The 19,728-nt window shown below is 71.2% G+C and carries 16 protein-coding genes; 1 reads left to right on the top strand and 15 read right to left on the bottom strand.

Annotated elements, in window-relative coordinates; genetic code table 11:
- Positions 1–9: 9 nt before the first annotated feature.
- From ABD817_RS37145 to ABD817_RS37135, 3 genes are read right to left on the bottom strand one after another with little or no spacing between them, the layout of a single operon-like run.
- Complete coding sequence (locus tag ABD817_RS37145; RefSeq protein ID WP_344923130.1) at positions 10–180, bottom strand: hypothetical protein; 171 nt, start codon at positions 178–180, stop codon at positions 10–12.
- Positions 177–1,613, bottom strand: coding sequence for a hypothetical protein (locus ABD817_RS37140; protein ID WP_344923129.1), 1,437 nt, complete (start codon positions 1,611–1,613; stop codon positions 177–179). The genes ABD817_RS37145 and ABD817_RS37140 overlap by 4 nt, the downstream gene beginning before the upstream one ends.
- Positions 1,610–2,077 carry an IPT/TIG domain-containing protein gene (locus tag ABD817_RS37135; RefSeq protein WP_344923128.1) on the bottom strand — a complete coding sequence of 156 codons (468 nt, stop codon included), beginning with the start codon at positions 2,075–2,077 and terminating at the stop codon, positions 1,610–1,612. Before ABD817_RS37135 ends, ABD817_RS37140 begins: the two co-directional genes overlap by 4 nt.
- 312 nt (positions 2,078–2,389) lie before the next feature.
- Here ABD817_RS37135 and ABD817_RS37130 point away from each other — a divergent pair, with 312 nt between their 5' ends.
- Positions 2,390–2,800: a hypothetical protein gene (locus ABD817_RS37130; protein ID WP_344923127.1), complete on the top strand. Its 411-nt coding sequence runs from the start codon at positions 2,390–2,392 to the stop codon at positions 2,798–2,800.
- A gap of 49 nt (positions 2,801–2,849) precedes the next feature.
- On the opposite strand, the gene ABD817_RS37125 is transcribed toward ABD817_RS37130, so the two are convergent.
- The 12 genes from ABD817_RS37125 to ABD817_RS37070 form a co-directional block, all read right to left on the bottom strand.
- Entirely contained in the window at positions 2,850–3,101 is a 252-nt protein-coding gene (locus tag ABD817_RS37125) for a hypothetical protein (protein WP_344923126.1), read from the bottom strand.
- Positions 3,098–3,307 (bottom strand): ribosome modulation factor, encoded by a 210-nt coding sequence (locus ABD817_RS37120; RefSeq protein ID WP_344923125.1) that lies wholly within the window; start codon positions 3,305–3,307, stop codon positions 3,098–3,100. Before ABD817_RS37120 ends, ABD817_RS37125 begins: the two co-directional genes overlap by 4 nt.
- A complete protein-coding gene (locus ABD817_RS37115) occupies positions 3,307–12,075 on the bottom strand; it encodes a hypothetical protein (protein ID WP_344923124.1) in 8,769 nt (2,922 codons plus the stop codon). Before ABD817_RS37115 ends, ABD817_RS37120 begins: the two co-directional genes overlap by 1 nt.
- A gap of 218 nt (positions 12,076–12,293) precedes the next feature.
- On the bottom strand, positions 12,294–12,464 hold the full coding sequence (locus tag ABD817_RS37110; RefSeq protein WP_344923123.1) for a hypothetical protein: 171 nt from the start codon (positions 12,462–12,464) through the stop codon (positions 12,294–12,296).
- Between the two features lie 65 nt (positions 12,465–12,529).
- Positions 12,530–12,763, bottom strand: a complete 234-nt coding sequence (locus ABD817_RS37105) for a hypothetical protein (RefSeq protein WP_344923122.1) — start codon at positions 12,761–12,763, stop codon at positions 12,530–12,532.
- Positions 12,733–13,287 carry a hypothetical protein gene (locus ABD817_RS37100; protein WP_344923121.1) on the bottom strand — a complete coding sequence of 185 codons (555 nt, stop codon included), beginning with the start codon at positions 13,285–13,287 and terminating at the stop codon, positions 12,733–12,735. Before ABD817_RS37100 ends, ABD817_RS37105 begins: the two co-directional genes overlap by 31 nt.
- Positions 13,288–13,363: 76 nt before the next feature.
- On the bottom strand, positions 13,364–15,709 hold the full coding sequence (locus ABD817_RS37095) for a phage portal protein (protein ID WP_344923120.1): 2,346 nt from the start codon (positions 15,707–15,709) through the stop codon (positions 13,364–13,366).
- Positions 15,706–15,885, bottom strand: a complete 180-nt coding sequence (locus tag ABD817_RS37090; RefSeq protein WP_344923119.1) for a hypothetical protein — start codon at positions 15,883–15,885, stop codon at positions 15,706–15,708. The genes ABD817_RS37095 and ABD817_RS37090 overlap by 4 nt, the downstream gene beginning before the upstream one ends.
- 85 nt (positions 15,886–15,970) lie before the next feature.
- On the bottom strand, positions 15,971–16,252 hold the full coding sequence (locus ABD817_RS37085; RefSeq protein WP_344923118.1) for a hypothetical protein: 282 nt from the start codon (positions 16,250–16,252) through the stop codon (positions 15,971–15,973).
- Between the two features lie 265 nt (positions 16,253–16,517).
- Positions 16,518–18,281: a hypothetical protein gene (locus ABD817_RS37080; protein ID WP_344923116.1), complete on the bottom strand. Its 1,764-nt coding sequence runs from the start codon at positions 18,279–18,281 to the stop codon at positions 16,518–16,520.
- On the bottom strand, positions 18,278–18,418 hold the full coding sequence (locus ABD817_RS37075) for a hypothetical protein (protein ID WP_344923115.1): 141 nt from the start codon (positions 18,416–18,418) through the stop codon (positions 18,278–18,280). Before ABD817_RS37075 ends, ABD817_RS37080 begins: the two co-directional genes overlap by 4 nt.
- Positions 18,419–18,531: 113 nt before the next feature.
- Positions 18,532–19,644, bottom strand: coding sequence for a hypothetical protein (locus ABD817_RS37070; RefSeq protein WP_344923114.1), 1,113 nt, complete (start codon positions 19,642–19,644; stop codon positions 18,532–18,534).
- Positions 19,645–19,728 lie beyond the last annotated feature (84 nt).

The following is a 19,728-nucleotide window of genomic DNA, read 5'->3' as shown; positions in this document are numbered from 1 at the left end:
TGTGTCAGGTCAGACGGGGCGGCCCGCCCGCGTGTAGGGCACCCGGGCCGGGGCGGTGCCCGGCTCGGGCACGCCGAGGATCTCCCGCGCTCGCGCGTGGAACTCCTCGGTGTCCAGGGTGCCGTCAGCCTCCGCCTGCGTGGCCAGCTGGCCGTACGCGACCGACTGCTCTCTGCTCATCGCAGCCACTTCCTTCCTCGCCACTGGGATCCGAACATCGCCTTCGCTCCGATCCACGGATCGGTTTTCGGGTCCTGGTCGGCACTTCGGCGGCCGACTTGAGAAAAACGATACGCCGATGGGAGAAGTTCCTCATCCCACTCCGCGTCACTGGCCCGCCACCGCATGAGCGCCGACACGCCGTCCCTGATCAGTTGCAGCGCCTCGTTCAGCTCGGCGACCCGGGCGTGATACTCCGCGTCGGTGACGTCGGGGTCGTTCTCGGTGTCGGCGAGCCACTGCTTGTACTCCTCGATCTGGTGACTCAACCGGTCCATGATGTGCAGGAAGCTGCGCTCATCGGCGAACCCGAACCCGAACCGGGCCCAGGCGTAGCCGCCGATGTCGTACCCAGTGTTCACCTGGATGCGTTCCAGGTCGTTGGCCCGATACCACTTCTCCAGCCAACTGTTCCACGCCGGCGCGAACCCGTTGCCCTGGTCGCTGGCGTTGTCGAACTGCAAAACCTTGTGTTCGACGTACAGGTTGCCGCTGTCCATGTCGCGGCCGAACATGCGGGTGGTGAGCCCGACCTTTTCGCTGCCCCGGAAGATCGGCACCGACCACGCCAGCGAGTACGGCGCCGACATGAACTCTCCATCGGGGTCATCGGGGTCCGGTTCGAACTGCGCGTCCACCCACGTCAGCTCGCCGAGGGTGAACCCGGCGAACTCCAACCCCGGCAGAAGGTCAGAAAGCACCCTGTGGGCATTTTCCTCGTGCTGGTCCCCGTCGTCTTCGAAATTGGTGTCGAACTGGGGAACTAGGTCGTCGATGTCGGGCAGGTCTTCGACGGGCGGCGGAGTGCGCCGCGGTGGCGGGAGGAGTTTGACCGGCGGTGGCTGCCGCTCAGCCAGGCGCAGCGCCTCGACCTGCTCCCACCAGGCGTTGCCGTCCAAGGGGTCGCCGCCGCGGCCGATCTCGTACCGGCTGATGCTGTTCGGGTCGGCGGTGTTGTAGCGGATGTAGCCGGCGATGCCGCCGTCCTCGCGGCGCAGCCACGCGTCCGAGGTGCCGCCGTCGCGGGCGAAGTAGGTGTCCGCGCCGTCCGGGGTTGCCTCGGGGGCCGGTACCGGGTACCGGGCAGGGCTCGGAGGCCGGGCGGCGACGCCGGGCTTGCCGACGACGCGTAGCCGCGAGGAGCCGATCTGGGTCTGAGCGCCGTCGTCCCAGGTGACGGTGACGATACCCGGCCCGTCCACCCGGTGGACGGTGCCGATGCGGCCCACACCGGCGACACGCACCCGGTAGCCGACACGCACCCATTTGCCGTGCCAGTCGCGCGGCTGCCACTCCCCGCCCGGCAGGCGCCGGTCGGCCTTGACGTCGTGGCCAGGAACGGGGGTGGCGGCGAACTGGACTCCCAGCCGCCGCCACCGGACAACGCCCGTCACGCGTAGGTGAACCCGTTGTTCTTGGTCGCGGTCGAGCCGTCGTTGGTGACGGCGACCGCGACGGCGCCCGCCGTCTTGGCCGGGGTCCGGCAGGTGGCGAGGGTCTCGCTGATCACGGTGATGCTGGTGGCGGTCGTGCCGCCGAACGTCACGGCCAGGCCGGGCTGGAAATTGGTGCCCTTGAGGGTGACCAGGGTGTTGCCGCCGGTTCCGCCGGTGGCCGGGCTGACGGTGTCGATCGTCGGCGCCGGGAAACACTCGTCGATCTCGGACCGGCGGACGATCTGCCCCGCCCGGAACTTCAGCCGTCGCCGCGTGTACGGGAACGGCATCCCCGCACCGGGCACCGACTCCCACAGGTGCTCTGAGACCTGCACGAGCGGGTCGGTGACGGGCACCTCGGTGACGAGCGTGTTGACGGTGGTCTTGTTGGCCTGCACCTTGCCGGCCCGGTAAATGGTCATGGCTGCCCCTCCGACGCTGCATGAAGCGGCGGGGGCTCGAACACCAGATCAACGGTGACCGGATCGGGTCCGCAGGAGCCCATCAGCGCTACCCCCACGATGAGCGCTGTGATCACTCCGATTGCGAACCCGATCCGGCACCGAAACCCCCACACGCCCGACAGAGTGAGGGCCGGTGGGGGTTAGCGTCAGCCTCCGTTTCCGGGCGGCCCCAATACGCCAAAACCACCCTGGACAACATTAGAGAACAACCTGTATTCTTTAATTGCTGGGGCGGCGAGCGGCGCCACCCCAACCACCGGAAGGACCCCCATGCTCGCTCAGCTGCTCAACGAGACCCGCGGTTGCCCCCGCGTCATCACCCCCGCCCGCACCGCCACCCCGCAGGCGGCCTCGGAGCCGGCCGACGTGGACGCCGCGGCGCTGCGCCTGCTCCTCACCGCCCACGACGCGCTGGGCGACCTGCTGACCCTGATGCAGGGCGGCAAGGACGGCGCCCCGGACCTGAACTTCGCTGAGCTGCTGTCACGGCTGGGGAACGTAGTCGGGCGCGCGGCGGACGTGGCCAAGCAGGCAGCGGAGACGCTGAAGGACGTCGATGGCGAAGAGTTCGAAAGCGCCCGCAGGAAGACCGCTGCCACCGTGCCGGGCCTGCGGAGCGACGCGGCCTACCTCCAGGCCGCGGCCGGCCACGCAGAAGACGGGCAAGACGAGCAGCCGTAGAACCCACCGAGCGGCCCGGCACCAGCAGGTGCCGGGCCGCTCGCGTACGTCACGACGAAGGCGGAAGATCCTCCGTGCGGACCCCTTCGGTCAGCTCCTGCAACGCGGTCAGCACGCTGTCGGGGTCGTTGACGTCCAGGATCGTGCCCGAGCGAGGGAGCTCGCGCCCGTTATGCATCTCCAACAGCAGCACCGCGTGGCGGGCACCCGACACAACACCTACGGTTGCCGCCGCCTCCGGCCGCAGAGCCCCGACCGTGACGGCGTAGTAGACGCCCTCGATGTAACCGTGCACGATCATCGGCTGTTCTCCCCGTCGTCGGCGTCGCTGTCCTTGGCGGTGGTGTAAGCCTGCGCCCACACCCGCGCCAGGACAGACTGGCCGGGGTCGCGCGGGTCGTACGGGCACACCCCGGGCGGGAAACCCTGGGTGGCGGCGAGCCGGGCGGAGCGGCGCGCGTCCGCCAGCTCCTCATCGGTAGGGGTGCGCCCCCGCGCGGCCATCATCAGCTGAAGTCCTTCCCGTTGCCGGACGTGTTTCTGCGTTCGCGGGCATCCCGCCGGTCACGGGCATCCCCCAGCCACTGGGCGCGCCACTCGGCGTAGGTCATCCTGCCGCCATTCGGCTGCTCGGCCCACCACCGTTTCAACTCCTCCGACGCGTACGCCGCGGCGTGGGTGGGGTTGCCGCCCCACAGCTTCTGCGGGTCGATGCCCGCCCGCACGCCGAGCCGCGACAGCAGGTAGCCGCGGGTTGCCCGCTCGGCCTCCAGCCACTGCTCATGCACCCACTGCTTGTACATGCGCCGCACCGTCGCCTCGCGCCGCTCCCCAGCCTCGCGCTGGGCGTCGATCAGCGCCTCGCGCTCCTGGCGGTCCATCTCACCTGCGTCCAGACCGTGCACCTCGGCGTAGGCATCCCGCGGGTCCCAGCCGCCGGCGATCAGCGCGTCGATCTCCCGCTCCTGCGGGGTGCGGGTGTCCTCGCTCCCGGCCTGGCGGTCACGGGTGTCAAGCTCAGCGAAGACGCGCCGCACCAGATTCGCCGAGTGCGGGTCGTCGTTGTAGACGGCCGCGTGCTGACTCCTCAACGCCATCAGGGCCGTGTCCGACAAGCCGGTCAGATCCTGGCCGGCGTACGGGTCCGGCCCGGCGCGGCGGGCCTGGTCGCGGCCCTCCAGCTCGGCGCTGATCTGATCGAGCAGCGCGGTGACGCTCGCGTCTTCGCCGTACTGGCCGAGGTTGCGGGCGAACAGGTTGGCCAGGTCGTCGGTTTCCATCGTCAGCAGGTCGGAGGCGGAGGTGTCGCCGAGGTCGCCGCCGCGCCGCGCCCGCTCGCGTTCTCGCTCGTCGGCTTCGGCGATCACTCGATCTTGCAAGGCGGTCGCCTCTGGGTCGCGGCCGTAGTCCTCCCATCCGGAGATCAGCAGGTCCAGTAGGTCCTCATCCGACAGCGCGGTGACATCGAGGTCCGCCTCTGCTTCTGACTGCGGGGTGCGCTGCGCTTCGGCGGGGCGCCGCTCCAGCCCGGCGCGGGCGCCGATCTCCGCGCGCCGTTCCAGCTCGGCGTTCAGCTTCTGCTGGGCGCCCGGGTCGGGGAGGCGTGAGGTGAGCGTCCTCAGCCGGGTGTCGCTCAGGGAGGTGTAGTTCACCCCCTGCAGCGGGTCGATCTGCCGTACCTGCGCGGGGATGCCGCCGGACGGGCCGCCCGGACCGGTGCCGAGCAGGGCCAGCACGCCGAGCCCCCACTGGCGCAGGTCGTCGTCGGCGTAGTCGCCGTTACCGGCCAGCGACTCCAGCACGTTGGCGAACACCTCGTGGGTGCCGTCGCCGTTGACGCGGCCGGTGCGCGCGTCGGGGAAGTCACCCGGGTAGATCTCGAACGGCCGCCCCCGGTCCTCACCGACGAGTGGTGCGGGCCGTTCCCGCTCGCCGACGGGGCCGTGGCTGGTGCGGTCCCACAACAGTGCCCGCACGGCCTCGCGCAGGCCGGGGATGGTGGCCTCCAGGTGGTGGCCGAGCTCGTGCGCGGCGACCGTGGTCTTGGGCACCCCGCCGGGCTGCGAGGTCGGTACGGCCACCGCCCCATCGGGTGCCAGCGCGGTGTTGTTGTCGGCGGGCAGGCTGATGGTCGTGCCGCCGCGGTGGTGGTTGTGCTGGCCGGGCCCGGTCACGACGGTAACCGGGCCGTTGCGGCGGGCCGCAGCCAACCAGTCGGCGGGCAGCAGCTGCTCGACGTGCCGCAGCGCCGCCGTGTTCGACCCCTTGCGGCTGGTCAACGCTTTGCCGGTGCGGTCGGTGTAGGTCAGGCCGGTACCGCCGATGGGGCGGATCTCGGCCAGGGTCGCGGCCAGGGCGTCGCGGCGCGCCTCGGCGAGCAGGCGCCGCAACTCGGCTTCCCGGGTGGCGGCGTTCTGCCACCGCTGCACCGCCGCCCGCCGCGCGTCGGGGGTGGTCGCGGTGTTGGCGGCCTTCCACGCCCCGCCCCGCTCGCCGACCACGGCGTCCAGCTCAGCGCCGAGCGCCACGTCTCGGCCGCCCAGATGCCGCTGGTAGCGCACGTCGGTATCGCGGCCGGCGGCCCGTACGGCGGCCAGGTGTTCCATGGCCTGCTCGCCGGGGCCGTCGTCGGCGGCGACGTCGTCGGCCCACGTGGTGATCGTGCGGACCTCCGGCACCACCCCCGCCTCCAACTGGTCGAGTGGCACCGGGTCGAACACGGCCCGGGTGACGGCCACCCGGCCGAAGTTGCCGGGGTCCTCGGGCAGCGCGGCCCGGTAGGAGGCAAGCCGGGTCGCCAGGTCGGCGCCTTCCGGGAGCGGCGCCTGCTCCGGAGCCTCGGCCGGGGTGGTACGGCTGGTGCGCAGCCGGGCCCGTACCCCGTCCAGGACGCGGCCGGCGCGGGTGATGCTGGCGGCCGGCGGGTGGTCGCGGTAGGCGGCGGCTGTACGGGCCAGCGCGTCCGGCCACCCCTCGCCGGGCAGCAGGTCCGCCTCGTCCAGGGCGTCACGCACCCGGCTGGTGGCGCGCCGCGCGAGCCCGGCGGTGACTTCGCGGACGGCGTCGTTCATCGCGGCCCGCTCCTCGTCGTCGCGGGCGCCGAGCCGGAACGCCAGCGCTCCGGCGGCGCTGTCGTCTCCGGCCTCGACTCGCTCCAGGCGGGCCAGGGCGGCGGCCAGCGCCGCGTCGCGGCTGGTGTCGGCGCCCAGACCGTTCATGGCGTCGGCGACGTCGTAGGCGCTGCGGGAGGAGGCCCGGTATTCGACGTCGGCGAGGAACGCGGTCAGGCGCCGCTCCTGGGTGACGGTCTCCCGGTAGCGGACCCGATCGCGGATGCGAGCCGAGGCGTTGTCGTCGGCCGCCACCAGTCGCACCACGTCGCGTTCGTCGGCGTCGCCGACGAACAGCGGGATGGTACGGCTGGTGCCCGAATCGTCGAGCATCGCCAGCTCCGAGTCCCCGGTGCGGGTTTCGATGATGTTGGTGATGGTGCCGCTGACGCCGTCCACGCGGGCGCGGTCACCCACACGCAGCTCCTGCCACGGGACGCTGGTGGGCGTCTCCTCGGGCATGGTGCCCACGTACGACTGTCCGGCCGACGCGTTGCCGCGCTGGGTGCGGACCACCGACGGCCAGCCGCGGTCACCGATGCTGACGGTGTGCTCAGCGCCGTCTGGATCGGTGACGGTGACCGAATACCACTCGACTTCGGAGAACGCCCGGTTGTCGCGGTCGATGGCGGTCACGGTGCCGGTGACGCTTTCTGTGAACCCGGCGTCGTGCGTGATGGTGTCGCCGATGTTGAGGGTGTCCATGCGGATGTGCTCACGCACCGCAGGGGTTGGCGCCGTGGGCCGGTCCGGGGGAAGGTCCGGCATCACCCACAGGTCCACCCCATCGGGCAGGACCCGCTGGGTCACGGTGCCGTCGCCGTCGCGGACGTGCACCTGGACCAGGCCGAACCCCTTGATCGGCCGCAGCGCGGTGACGTGGCCGAACGTCACGTCGCCGTTCTCGCCGGGCAGGGCGATGACGTCGCCCATGACGAGGTTGCGGGCGTGGGCCCTTTCCGGCGCGTCGCGGCCGGGGTCGTGCGGCGGAACGGGGAACCCGGCCAGGCGGGCGTACGCGGCGTCGATCCACGACGCGGTGCGTGCCAGGGAGCGGCGGGTCGCGCCGGGCTGCTCGGGGTCGGCGGCCATGCGGCGCAGGTGGCTCGCCAGCACCTGCATCTGGTCGGGTGACAGGTCCTGGCGGGCGCGCAGCCTCGCGGCGGCCCGCCGCACGCCTTCGGTGGCGTCGCCGTTGGTGTCGTCGAGGTTCAGCTCCAGCAGGCGGCGCCGCTGGTCGGTACGTAGCCGTACCTTCCCGGCCGGGGTGCCCTCGCGCAGCGGGACGGGCTCGGCGAGCACCACCAGCGCCGACACCGCCTCCTCCATCACCCGTTGCGGGGTGCGGGCAGAGGTGGGGGCGGTGAGGCGGGCCACGACCTGGCGGCGGTCGATCTCGACTTCGCTGATCCGGCCGTCCTGATCGGCGATGTCGAAGCGGGCCCGCTCCCCCTCATGGGTCGGGTCGCTGGCCACCCGCACCACGGCGTCGTCGAGCAGCACCCAGTCACCGAAGGAGAGGTCACGCACCTCCACGTCGTCGCTGCCCGCCTCTCCTTCGGGGGCGGGGGCGAGCTGCACCGGCCGGTTCCCGCCGAGCGCGCGCAGCTGCCGGCGGTCGTCGTCGTCGCGGACGGTCGCCAGCACCACGTCGGTGCCGTCGAACTTCTCGACCGCATCCACCTGGACGTCCGGGCCGCCGGGGGTGGCGATCCGGTCGCCGCCGTGCAACCCGGTGGCCGGCACCTGCTCCGGAGCCGGGGCAGGTTCGGAGTCGTCCAACCGGACCACGCGGCGCGGCATCCGCCAGTTGTGCTCGGCGTCCACCGCCACCCGGGTGCCGTCAGAGCGGATCAGCGTCACCTCGGCCAAGGCGGCGGTCGGCTGCCCCGGCTGCCTGCGCACCACCCGGCCTTCGACGGTGAGCCGCTCGGTGCGGGTCAACCCCAGTCCCGCCCGGTCCAACCGGGTCGGCAGCGTCGGCGACCCTGATTCGAACCGCACCCGGTCCCCGGCGCCGATCGCCTTATTGGGCACCCACTCACCCACGCGCTGGCCGCCCTCGACGACCTCGGCCGGCTCGCCGCGGGTGACGAGCTCATCCGGCGGGCGGGTGATGCTGGTGCCGTCGTCGAAGACGAACTTCACCCGGCCGCCGGGGGTCTGCTCGATGTCGGTGACGCGCCGCGAGTCACGGTCAGGTTCGCCGAGCCGGGCGGGCCCGCCCGGGTTGAGGTAAGCGGTGCTGCCCTGGCGCAACCGGCCGTCGCTGGCCGGGGTGCGCCACTGGGCCTCGGCGAGGGTGTCGCCCACCTGGACCTCGTCGGCGTACACCTGCCCTTCCGGCGCGGCGGCCCGCGGCTCCTCCTGATCGGCTTGCGCGCGGCGGGCTTCCTGCTCGGCGACCAGCGGCGCGTTCAGCGCCTCGGCCAGGTCGCTGTCTCCGTCGTCGCGGTTACGGGCTCCGGCGGCGCGGGCAGCGTCAACGCGGCGTTGACCCTGGGCGACCTGCGCGTCCAGGTCAGCGTCCGAAAGAGCCTGCTCCGGCTCTGGCCGGGCCTCGTTGATCTTCTCCCGGATCCTGTCCCACTGCTGGCTGCCCGGGGACAGCTGCTCGGCCTGGTCGATCAGCTCAAGCGCCCGGTCATAGTCGCCGCCCTGGTAGGCGCCGAACGCCTCGCTCGACAACTCCTCCGCCCGCCGCTGATCAGCTTGCTCCCGAGCCTCCCGCCGCCTACGACGGTCCTGCCGCGCACCAAAAGACAGTTGCAGGACCTCAGGGTGGGCCGCGATGTAGTCGTCCACCCACTGCTGCACCGCTGGGTCGGAGTCGCCGTCGAACCTCGCGCGGCCGGTGAGCTTGGCGTAGACCTCGGCGATGTACCGGCCCGGCGAACCCGTCCACGCGTAGCTCGCGGCCTCTTCCTCGACCATCGCGGCCAGCCGGTCACGGTCGCGGTCGCTCATCCCTGCGGGGGGTGGCAGCACACGCTCCGGGGCAGGCGCCGGCGTGACCTGCTCAGGTTCGTCGTCGGCTTCCAGCGCGGCGAACAGGTCCGTGGTGCCTGACTGGTCCGGGCCCCGGGGGCCGACGTCGGAGAACAGGCCTTCCTGCTGGCCGCCGCTCTCTGTGTTGTAGTCCTCGCGGCGGCGTAGCGTGTTGCCCGGATCCTCGGTGACGCTCCAATCGCCGAGATCGGCCAGGGCGACGGTGCGCTCGTCACCGCGGACCGTACGGACGTTCACGTCCATCCCGGTCAACGTGTCCTGCACCGATTCCACCCGGACCGGGTCAGCGAACGCAGGCGTCGTAATCCACGCGTTCGGCTGCGGGAACTCCTCCTCAGCCGCAGACGGCGCCTCTGCGGAGCGGTCAACGTCGGGTTGACCCAGCGGGGTGACCGACGCCGCGGTGGTGTTGACGCGGCTACCGGGCCTATTACCGTTGCCGTCGAGCTGGACGACCAGAGCCCCGTCAGCGCCGGTCTCGGTGACTTCGCCCTCGGCGCCGTTGGCGAGCCGTACCCGCTCCCCGCGCTGCGGACCCGCCGAGGCGGGTTCGGGGTTCGTGGCCGAAGCCGCCCATTCCTCAGCTGACAGCCGGACCTGATGGCTCGGCGTGGAGCCGACCATGATCGCGGCGTCATGGTCTTTGGGCTTCAGGTTACCCATGATCGCGACGGGCTCAAGGTCCACCCGCCTCGCCAGCATGGCATTCAGCAGGATCCGGTCCTGCTGCTCGCGGGGCATGTCGCCGAGCCGCTCGCGCAGGGCGGTCATGGAAGCCCACCGGCCCTGAACAGGACTAACGGCCCTCACTGCCTCCAGGATGATTCTCTCCGCCTCGGCGTCAGAGATTTCACCGCTTCGTTGCGATGCGGCGGGCTCCGGCGCCACTGTGGGCGGAGTCGGCGTCTGCTCGGGTTCTGGAGCAGGAGCAGGTTCTGGGGTCGCAGCCCACTGCCCGTCTACCAGCCGGACCTGGTGGTTCGGCGTGGGGCCCACCATGATGGCGGCGTCATGGTCTTCGAGCTTCAGGTTCCCCGGGATCGCCACGGGCTCGATGTCCACCCGCCCGGCCAGCATCGCATTCAGCAGCACCCGGTCCTGCTGCTCGCGAGGCAGATCACCGAGCCGCTCACGGAGCGCGGCCATGGTGGCCCACCGGCGCTCACCAGGACTGACGGCCCCCACCGCCTCCAAGATGATCCTCTCCGCCTCAGCGTCGGAGACCTCACCGCTGCTCGCGGGTGGCACGGGATCGGGTGTGCCAGGGGCCGGTGCGGGCGGAGCCGGCGTCCGCGCGGGCTCCGGAGCCGGGACCGGTGCGGCGGGTTCCTGGTTCGTGTCCGGGGCCAGGTCGGGCTTCGGCTGCCCTGTCAGCCGGACCTGGTGGTTCGGCGTGGGGCCGACCATGATGGCGGCGTCGTGGTCTTCCGGGCTCAGGTTCCCCGGGATCGCAGTGGGCGTAAGGTCCACCCGCCCGGCCAGCAAGACGTTCCGCAGCACCCGGTCCTGCTGCTCGCGGGGCAGGTCACCAAGCCGCTCACGCAGGGCGGTCATGGTCGCCCACCGGCCCTCACCAGGACTGACGGCCCCCACCGCCTCCAAGATGATCTGCTCCGCCTCAGCGTCGGGCATCTCCCCGCTGCTTGCGGGGCCCGTCGGGGAAGGCTCATCAACCTCCGGAGCGGCGGGCTCTGGCACGGCAGGTTCATCACGCTGCGCAGCGGGGGCGGCGGGCTCGCTCGCCGGAGGGGCCGGGGCCGTTCCGTCGCCGTTCTGGGGCGCCTCCAGCGCCTGCACGGCGCGGCGGACCGCCCGATCGATTTCCTCCTTGCCCTCGCCGGATTCGTGGCGCCGGTTGAACAGCTTGAGGACTTCCCTGGCCAGGCGCCGCCCAGCGAGCCGCCCCTGGGCAGCATTGCCCACCATGGCGAGCAGGGGCGTCATCTCCCTGTCCGGCTCTCGCCTGACCACGGGCACCGCGTGCAGGTCGGCCACCAGCCGCCGCAACGGCTCCGGCACACCGTCCGGCACCTGGGGCGCCGGGGTGTCCGGCGCGTCCAGATCCCTGAGCCCGAAGTCCAGCACGCGGCGGGCCGCTGACCCCTCGGGCAGCCGATCCCGAATGCCCTTGACCCGATCGAGGACCTCCTGGGAGGTCCGACGCCCGAGCGTCGCGTCGGTCGCCAGCATCTCCAAGACGTTGGCGAGGGACTCGCCGTCCACGTCCAGCTGAGCGTCCTCACCCAGGCGCCTGACCGTCTGCCCAATCTCGCTGGAGGGGTGATAGTGGACCAAGCTGTCGGCGGTCGGCATCCCTCCCCACCTGTTCGGGAGCCGCGGCCGGTCCGTCATCTCGGTGATCGGCGAGGCCGGTGCAGCATCCGGGGCGGGCGCGTCCGGCTTGGGGGCTGCGGGCTGCGGCTCGGCGCTTGCGGGCCCGGCTCCTCGGTCGCCCCCGCTGGTGGTGGCTTCCTCGTCGTCGCCTGCGCGGATCGCGGCGAACACCTCCAGGGCGATCGCGCTGGCGTCCGGGCTGCCGTCCTGCTCGGCCTGAACCAGTCGCGCGAGCGCGTCCTCGGGGATCGGCCGGGCCACCGAGTCGGGGTCGGTCTCCACCCGCCGCGTGTTGCCGCCGCCGACGTCCAGGACGACTCCGTGGCCGCCGTCGTCCTCAGGTTCCACCGACTTCACCCAGCCGACCGCCGAAGTGGACGATCCGAACTGGTCGGTGCCGTACACCAGGACCGGCTGACCCGGGGTCAGGGCGGCCACCGCGACGCGCCCGTCTTGGGCGGGGGTGAAGTCTTCGGCGTCCGCGCTGGCCGGGGCGACCTTCATCGGCGCGGGCTTGTTCGCGCCGGGTTCCCCGCCGGGCTTGCCTCCGGCGGCGCTCTTGGTGACGGTCAGGTAGTTGCGGTGCACCCGCACCAGGGAGTCATCTTCGCGGCGGATCTCCAGTCGGCCGCCGCCGACGTTGCGCTCGACCACACCGCGGCCGCCGCCCCAGATGCTGACCTCGGCGCCGGTCTCGATCCACCTGCCCTTACGGTCGCGCGGCTGGTCTTCGTTGAAGGTCACCCGGCGGGCTTTCTCCGCCAGCCCTGTGGTGTAGGTGACCCCGCCGATGGTCCATGCCTGCTGCGGTGTGATCGTCACCCGTGCCCCCTGCTGCCCGTCGCGTTGTCCGGGCAGCGAGGGAACACGGCGAGGAGGGTTACTGTCCGCCTCCGTTTGGGCGGCGGCCAAGATTTTTTAGGTGGCGGGTCAGGCGTTGCAGCGGCGGCAGTACACGGTGGTGGCGTGGTTGACGGCGCCGCAGGTCAAGCACACGTAGGTGGCGAGGAGCTCACGCAGCGCGCGCCGGGCGGTGCGGGTCACTTCGGCGCCTGCCGGGCGGCGGCGTGCTGGGTGCAGTTCGGGCAGGCGCAGCGCAGATCCTGGCAGCCGGTGTGGCGGCCCTCGGCGCAGGGCGTGCTGATGCCGGTGCCGTCCTCGTCGTGCCGGTCCCAGTCGCGGCCGTTCAGGCCGTTGGACGGAGCGTTCATGAAGGTTCCTTCCGGTGGGGCCGGTGCCCGCCCGCCGCTCGGGCGAGACACCGGGGGTGCGGGGGTCAGGTGCGGGTGCTGGTCTCCACGTCGTTGGCCGTGACCGCGACAAACAGGTGGTCGTTGCCGAACTCGAACTCGTCGGTCAAGGCGTCGGCCCACTGCTTGGCCTCGTCCTCCGTGGCCGTGGCAGGGTCGAACGGGTGCTCGGCGAGTGGTGGGGGTGCCGTCCGCCCACTCCAGACGGCGCCCGCCCCCGGGCGGCTGGTCAGTTGTCGTCGTGGTCGGTCAGGAGCCATGCCTGTTCAAGGGCGGCGTCGCGCTCGTACAGGAACTCCGGCGGGTAGGGGGCGTCGGCGGGCGGGAGCTGCCAGTACTGCGAGTGGATGGCGTGGCGCCCGTCCAGGCGGGCGATGGCCCACTGGCCGTCACCAACGTGCTTCACGGTGATCGGCTCACGCCGGTAGTCGTGCTCGTCGCGGGGGTCGCACGGCACCATGCACGCGTGGACGCGAAGCGCGTCGGGGAAGCAGAACTCGGAGACGTTGTCGATGCTGCGCATCGCCTCATCGCCGGTCAGGAGCACGCGGGCCTGCTGAAGGAACGCGTCGTAGAGCTCCTGCGCGGTGGCCTTGAGCCCGTCCAGGTCCACATCGTGGTAGCGGGGCTGGCCGGGCAGCGGGTTGGTCAGCTCGTAGGCGGCGCCGCCCGCGATCGCCCTGATCTCGAACGCGTTGTAGTGGCCGAACCCGGTGAGCCCGAAGATTGCCTGGTGGCCGGTGGGGGCGCCGTTCCCCCACCGGAGTTTCTTGGGGCTGACCATCGTGTTTCTCCTTCCGGCCGGGGCGGCATCTCCACCATCCGACAATACAAAGTTTAGCGTTCTTCTCTAATGACGTCTAGGCGGGGATGAGGGCGTGCGACACCCAGCACCGGCACCCGGCGCCCTCCTGCACCGGCCCCAGCACGTCACCCGGCCACCGCACCTCGGCCCCACCCACGACGAACGGATCCCCGTCCGCCTGCACCTGCCCCTCAACCCCCTGGTGCGGCTCCCCGGGACCATCGCCGACCCGCCAGCGACGCACCACGACCGCGCCCGGCATCGCCTGCTCGGCCACCGCGCCCGCCGCCCCGTTGACCACCGCGGTGGCACCCTGCACCGCGAGCCGCTCCGCCCACGCCTTCACATCCAGGCCACGCACCGCGGCGATGATCTGCGGCATGTCCACCCCGTCGGCGTCCAGGCCAGCCACCAGGGACCGCGCATGCCCGGCCAGCGCCTCGAACGCCGATGCCGCCCACGCGGTCACCTCGGCCGACACCTGCCCAACCTCAGGCACCGACCGGCCAATGACCGTCTTGGACTCCAGCCCATCGCCGGTGGCCGTCAACGCCACCACCGCAGCGGCGACCTGATCGACGGCCGGCCCGATCGCCTGCTCGGCCTCGGCCCGCCACGCGTCCGCAGGCACGATCCGGCCGACATTGAGCGGGTCGGCGCCGACCCGGGTGTCCATCGCGTACTCCGCGGTGAAGTGCCTGCTGCCCTTGCGCAGCTTGGGCGACTTCAACCGGGCCACGGTCCGCCCCACCAGTCGCGTCCCCAGCTGCCCCAACACCTCGGCGAACACGGTCTCCGCCTCCTGGCGGGCAGCGACGATCGGCAGCACCTGGCCGCTCTTGCGCTCCCGCGTCCCAACCGGCCGCACCACCTTGTCCTCCTCCTCGTCGCTGTCGTCCTCCTCTGCCGGGGCCTCTTCCTCCTCGATGTCCTCCTCGTTAGGAGGAACCGAGGAGGAAGAGGCCCCGGCTTCGTCGTCCAGGAGCGCCTGGAGACGGGCGATCGCGGCCTGCGCGCCGCTGGACTGCGCCAGCTCCTCACCCGCCGGCACCTCCGGCTGCTCACCGGCCACCGCACCCCCCGCGCCCGCAGCCGTGGCCGCGGCGGTGGGGTCGCCTCCGGCGGCCGGCACCCCGCTGCCGTCCACCGGCGCCAGGCCGAGGGCGACCGCATCCTCCGGTTGCGTCGGGATCGGCGTCCTGGACTGGCCGATGTAGGCCGCCCGCGCGTGCGGCATCTTCCACTCCGGGTATCCGGCTCTGGCCCGGTACTCGTTGTGAGTGATCAGCCCCTCTTTGAACTCCTCGCGCGCTTCGGCGCGGCGGGCCGCTTCGCTGCGCTGGAGGACCTCCACCCCCGACAGGTCGAACTCGTAGACGACGTCGTCGGTGGGGTTGTAGTCCCACCCGGAGGTGAGGATCTTCAGGTGGGGCGGCATCGTGATGCGCCAGAAGTTGTCGGCCTCCTGCTCGGCGTTCGCGAACGTCCGCCCCGAGGCGTTGCCGATGATCGACTCCGGCGTGCCGAAAGCCGCGAGGATCTCATCCTTCGTGATCTTCGACAGGTCCTTGTACGCGAGATCACGCGGCTTCGCCCCGAGATCGATGTAGGACAGGTCGCCTTCCAGGACGGTGATCTTCCCGGCCTCGTGGGCGCCCTTGCCGAAGGCGTTCTCGATGCGGCGTATCTCGGCGTCCTCGACCTCGCCGTCGATGCCGATCACCCCGCCGGGGCGGCCGTCGTTCCTCAGAAACGTGGTGTTGTACAGGCGCGCGAGGAAGTCCAGATCCACCGACAAGCCGGCGGCTTCCATGGGGCTGATCGCCCGGAACGGGTCGAGCGGGTGCGGGTCGCGGAACCAGCGGACCTTTTCCGGGGGGATCGCGACGATGCGCCCGTCGGGGCTGACCGTCTCGTAGTGAGACAACAACTTTCCATTGCGGCCGGGAACCGGCCGGGTGCGGCCCGGCGGCAGCAGGTCCGCGCCGACGATCTCCCCCCGCCGGGAGAAGGTGAGCTCGACGAACGCGCCGCGCGGCGACAGCGACACCTGCGCCGAGAGGCGCTTGGTGAGCTGCGTGCCCTTCTCCAGTTCGTTGGCTTGGCCCTGGTTGAGCAGGTACGTCAACGCGTCGTCGTCCAGGATTTCCTTGTCCCCGCCGGGCAGATGACGGACCCGCTGAAGACGGAGGTCGCTGCTGTGGCCACCGATGGCGTTGACGGACTTGAAGACCCAGATGACGCGTTCCATGCCTTCGGCGACGGCGCGCTCGATGGTCCAGGAGCTGCGGGGACTGCGCAGCTGGGCGAGCATCCCGCCCAGGGAGGCGCCGGTCAGGTCCCACGACTTCGTCTCGGACGGTCCGGTGGCCTTGGTGCGCAGGGACGGCAGGAACCTCATCGGGCACCGCCCCACTCGGCGCCGAGCGCCAGGCCCGCGGCGACCACAACCACCGAGGCCAGGGCGGGCAGGGGGTGCGCGATGAACGCGACGGCGAGCAGGCCGATCAGCCCGACGATGATGATGGCGAGCGCGGCCAGGTCGCGGCGGCGCCGCACCGGATCGTGTGGTGTCAACCTGCTGCTCCTAGCTGCCCGGCGATGGGTTGCCGGGCACGCTAGGAGGACGGGAGAGTTTGTGTACGGCTACGTCTGGCGGGGGTTACCCGGACATGCCGCCGATGCGAGCTTTGCGGTAGGTGCCGGGGATCTGTACGCGTTGGAGGCGCTCACCCGGAGTTCCTCCGATGAGGTGATCGGCGTGCGAGCCGGGGCAGGGGAGCCCGACGGCCCGAGCCCACCCCATGTTGCACCACTGGCACCAGGCCTCATGAGCGATGACCCATGTCCGTTCCTCCACCAGGAGGCTACGGCGGACGGTGGAGATGATGCGTGCCTGGTTGTGTGTGACCGGGATGTTGGCTCCGGCCACGTAGTCGTGCACGCCGGATCCGGGATTTTCTATGGGCAAAGGGGGTCAACCTCCCTTTTTGGGGCAGGGGAGCACTCTCAGGCGTAACGGATCGGTTGAAGCTTGTAGTACTTGATCCGCCCGCAAAGAGTAACCACAGTTAACAGCACCGTAAACGGCATAGCGGACGTGGCGGCGCCCGGATTTTCCGCACTCCCGAACAGAAAGTTTCCGCCGATTGTTGTGTTTCGGTAAACCGGAACCCCTCCCTGAACGACTGTGCATCTGCACGGCCACCTCACCCGGACAGCAGACGGCCGCGCTTCTTGGGCTTCTTCACCCCGATCTCGTACGCTCCCAGCAGCAGCGCCTCGGCCCGGTCGGGCGAGTCGATGCCACGCTTCTTCATCGACTCCTTCGACTCCACCACGGTGTAGCCTCCCGAGTCCTCTTTCTTGCGCGGCGCCCCCAGCTGCGCTTTCGTCTTCTTGTCCACGCGCAGCCGCAACCGGCTGACACCGTTGCTGTCCGGCCGGATCAGGGATCGGCCCGCTAGCCACATCTCGTCTCGTTTAAGACGCGGACGCATGGTTGTGGCGTCGGCCTCCCGTTCGGGGTTCTCCGACACGAGCACGATGACGATCTCCGCCTGGTGCACGCCGTCGCGGCCGAGCTGCGCCAGCTGGTGGGCGACGTTCCACCCGACCCCGATGCCGTCGATCTTGACGCGCACCTTGTGGCGGCTGCCCAGGCGGCGCCGGAGCCGGTCCGCGCGGCGGATCTGCGTCAAGATCTTCGCGACAACCGCCTGGCCGTCGCCGTTCTCCGCCCCGCTGGAGGTGTGCTCGATGGTGGCCAGGTCCCCGACCAGGCGCGCCACCACCAGCTCGTCACCTCCACCGGCGGCCACGTCCACCCCCAGCCGCACCCACGTGTGCGGGCCCGGCGCCACCAGCCACTCCCCGTCCTCGTCGTCGAGGCCCAGCGCGTCCAGCCGCACCCAGCCCTCCCCCTCGGGCTCCTCCTGGTCGGCGGCGGCATCCACCCAATCGCTAGGGATGACCTGGTCTTTCGTCCCGCGCGGGAACTCCGCGTGCACCTTCGCAATGACGTACGGCGCCTTCTCCCCGTGGTCGCGGATCGCCTCGTCGATCCACGCCTGGTTGACCAGGTGGATCGACACCAGGTGCCCGGGGTCGCCGCCGGGGCACGAGCAGACCTTGTCCGCGGTGACCTCGCCGGTCACCGCGGGCGAGTCGGTCGCGGCCAGCTTGATCGTGATCGTCTCGGGGTACTTGTCGCTGTGGCCGTCGGTGCACAGCTGCTCAAACCAGCTGCGCTCCTGGTCGGTCGGCGGGTTGCCGATCGCCAGCAACCTCGCGTTGTGGCCGGTCATCAGGTTGCGGGTGGAGCGGCCGATGACGGGGCCGATACCGCCGGCCTCGTCCACGATCAGCAGAAGATTGTTCTCGTGAATGCCCTGCATTCCGGACTCGTCGTGCTCAACCGCCGTAAAACCGTAGGCAACGACGACCTCGACGCCCTTGGAGTCGGGGATCTTCCACTGGACCGCATCGCAGGAGCCGGGCAGCGCGCCGTGCGCGACGGCGTGGCGGATGTGCGGCCACATCTGCCGGTGCACCTGCCGCATACGGGTCGCCGTGGTGATCGCCAGCGCGGTCCCCACCGGGTACACGCACGCCCAGTACGCCACCGCCCGCGCCGACAGGTGGGTCTTGCCCAGGCCGAACCCGGCCGGTACCGCGACGGTCTTGTGCGTGGTGATGCCGTGCAGGATCTGCCGCTGCTTACTCCACAACGCTTCGCCCAGCACCTGCTCGGTGAAGCCGACGGGGTCGCCGAGCCAGATCCCGTACGGGGTGCCGAGCTCCTTGCCGGCCACCGCGAGGACCTGCACCAGGTCGCCGTGTTCCAGGCGGCCGAGCGTGCGGCGGCGCACCGGCACCGCCATCCCCATCAGGGTGGACAGCATCCCGGCGGCGATCTTGGAGTTCCCGCGGGGCAGCTCATGCGTTCTGGGGACCGCCAGCGCCGTGCTCACGCCGCGCACCCGACGCGTTCGTGCAACCCCACCGCCCGGGGCACGTCAGCGACGTCCGCGACCCACAGATGCAGGATCCGAACACACGCCGGGCACACCGCCCAGCGCTCCACCAGCCCCGCGTTCTCCCCGTCCACGCCGCGCACCTTGGCGCCACGAGGGGGTTAGCGTCCGCTCCCGATCAAGGGCCGGACAGCAGGAAGCCCCCACCCTGATCATCAGGGCGGGGGCTTCGGGGCCCGGGGGCCGGCTACACGCCGAGCGTCGCCCACCAGGCGCGGGCGGCCGGCAGGTCGAACTTCTTGCCGTCCGGCCGCACCGCCGGCGGCAGCGTCCCCGCGGTGGTGGCCTTGCGCACCTGGTAGCGGAAGGTGTGCACCGGCACCTCCAGGTCGGCCGCGACATCCTGCATCAGCACCAGCACCGGGCCGCCCGGCTCAGGCGAGGCGGCTTCGGCTTTCGCGGCGCTGCGCTGCTGCCACCAGCTCGTCGTGACGGCCTCGTTCACGCTGCCGTCGGGCAGGACGGCGCCCGACGGCAGAGTGCCACGGTCAGCGGCTTTCGCGATCGCCGACTTGACGGTCTCCTCGTTCTCGCCGATCCGGCCGGAGAAGGCCCGCAGGGTGAGGCCAGCCGGGGCGGACGCCACGGTCGGCAGCTTCTTCAACCACGCCAGCACCATGTCAGGGTCGAACAGGCCGTCTCCAACGGCGGCGTCGCCCGGGAATGCGTGCTTACCTGGGGTCCGCTCCGGAGCCGACCAGTAGCCGACCTGCTGGCGCAGGTACAGCGGGGAGACCTTCGCCAGGCGGGCGATGTCACCGATCGGGGCGGGCGGCCCGCCCAGGACGGCCGCCTTGCGCTTCTGCCCGGGACGGATCGCCACCTTGAGGGCTTTCAGATCAGCCTTGACCACCGTGGTGTCGAGCTCAGCCTCGGTGCCGATGTCGGCCATCTCCCACAGCTTCCCGTCCAGGTGCCCCTGGTAGAGAGCGGCGATGTCGCGGCGCCGGATGTCGCGTGCCTTGCCTCCCTCGGCCTTGGCGTTCCGGTAATTCCTAGCCTCCAGGGCGATGGTCGCTCGGGCGATGATCTCGTCCCAGTCGGGCAGCTTCTTGAGGATGTCCTCTTTGCTGGGCTCGACGAACTTGGGAGGGGGGAACACGCTTGTGAGGGCCATGCCGGTACCGCTGGCCGCCCGCGACTTCGACCACTCGTGTCGGTGGTGGAGCACCCACGCGGCCTCGCGCAGCTTTTCGCTGGCTTCGCTGACCTTGGGTGCCTCATCGACAACGATCTGGTGGGCGGCCTTGATACGGGCCATGCCCGGCGGCCGGCGCTCAAGCTCATCTGCGGTTGCCATGGGACTTCCTCACGGGTACGGGGGGTGCCCTCCTCCAGCTCGACGTCGGGCACGCAGACGCGCACACGCCTGCTATGGAAAAGA

This window comes from Streptosporangium oxazolinicum (assembly GCF_039537505.1).
Lineage (GTDB): Bacteria > Actinomycetota > Actinomycetes > Streptosporangiales > Streptosporangiaceae > Streptosporangium > Streptosporangium oxazolinicum.
The sequence above is the reverse complement of the archived record's forward strand: the minus strand, read 5'-3'. Positions and strand labels throughout refer to the sequence as shown.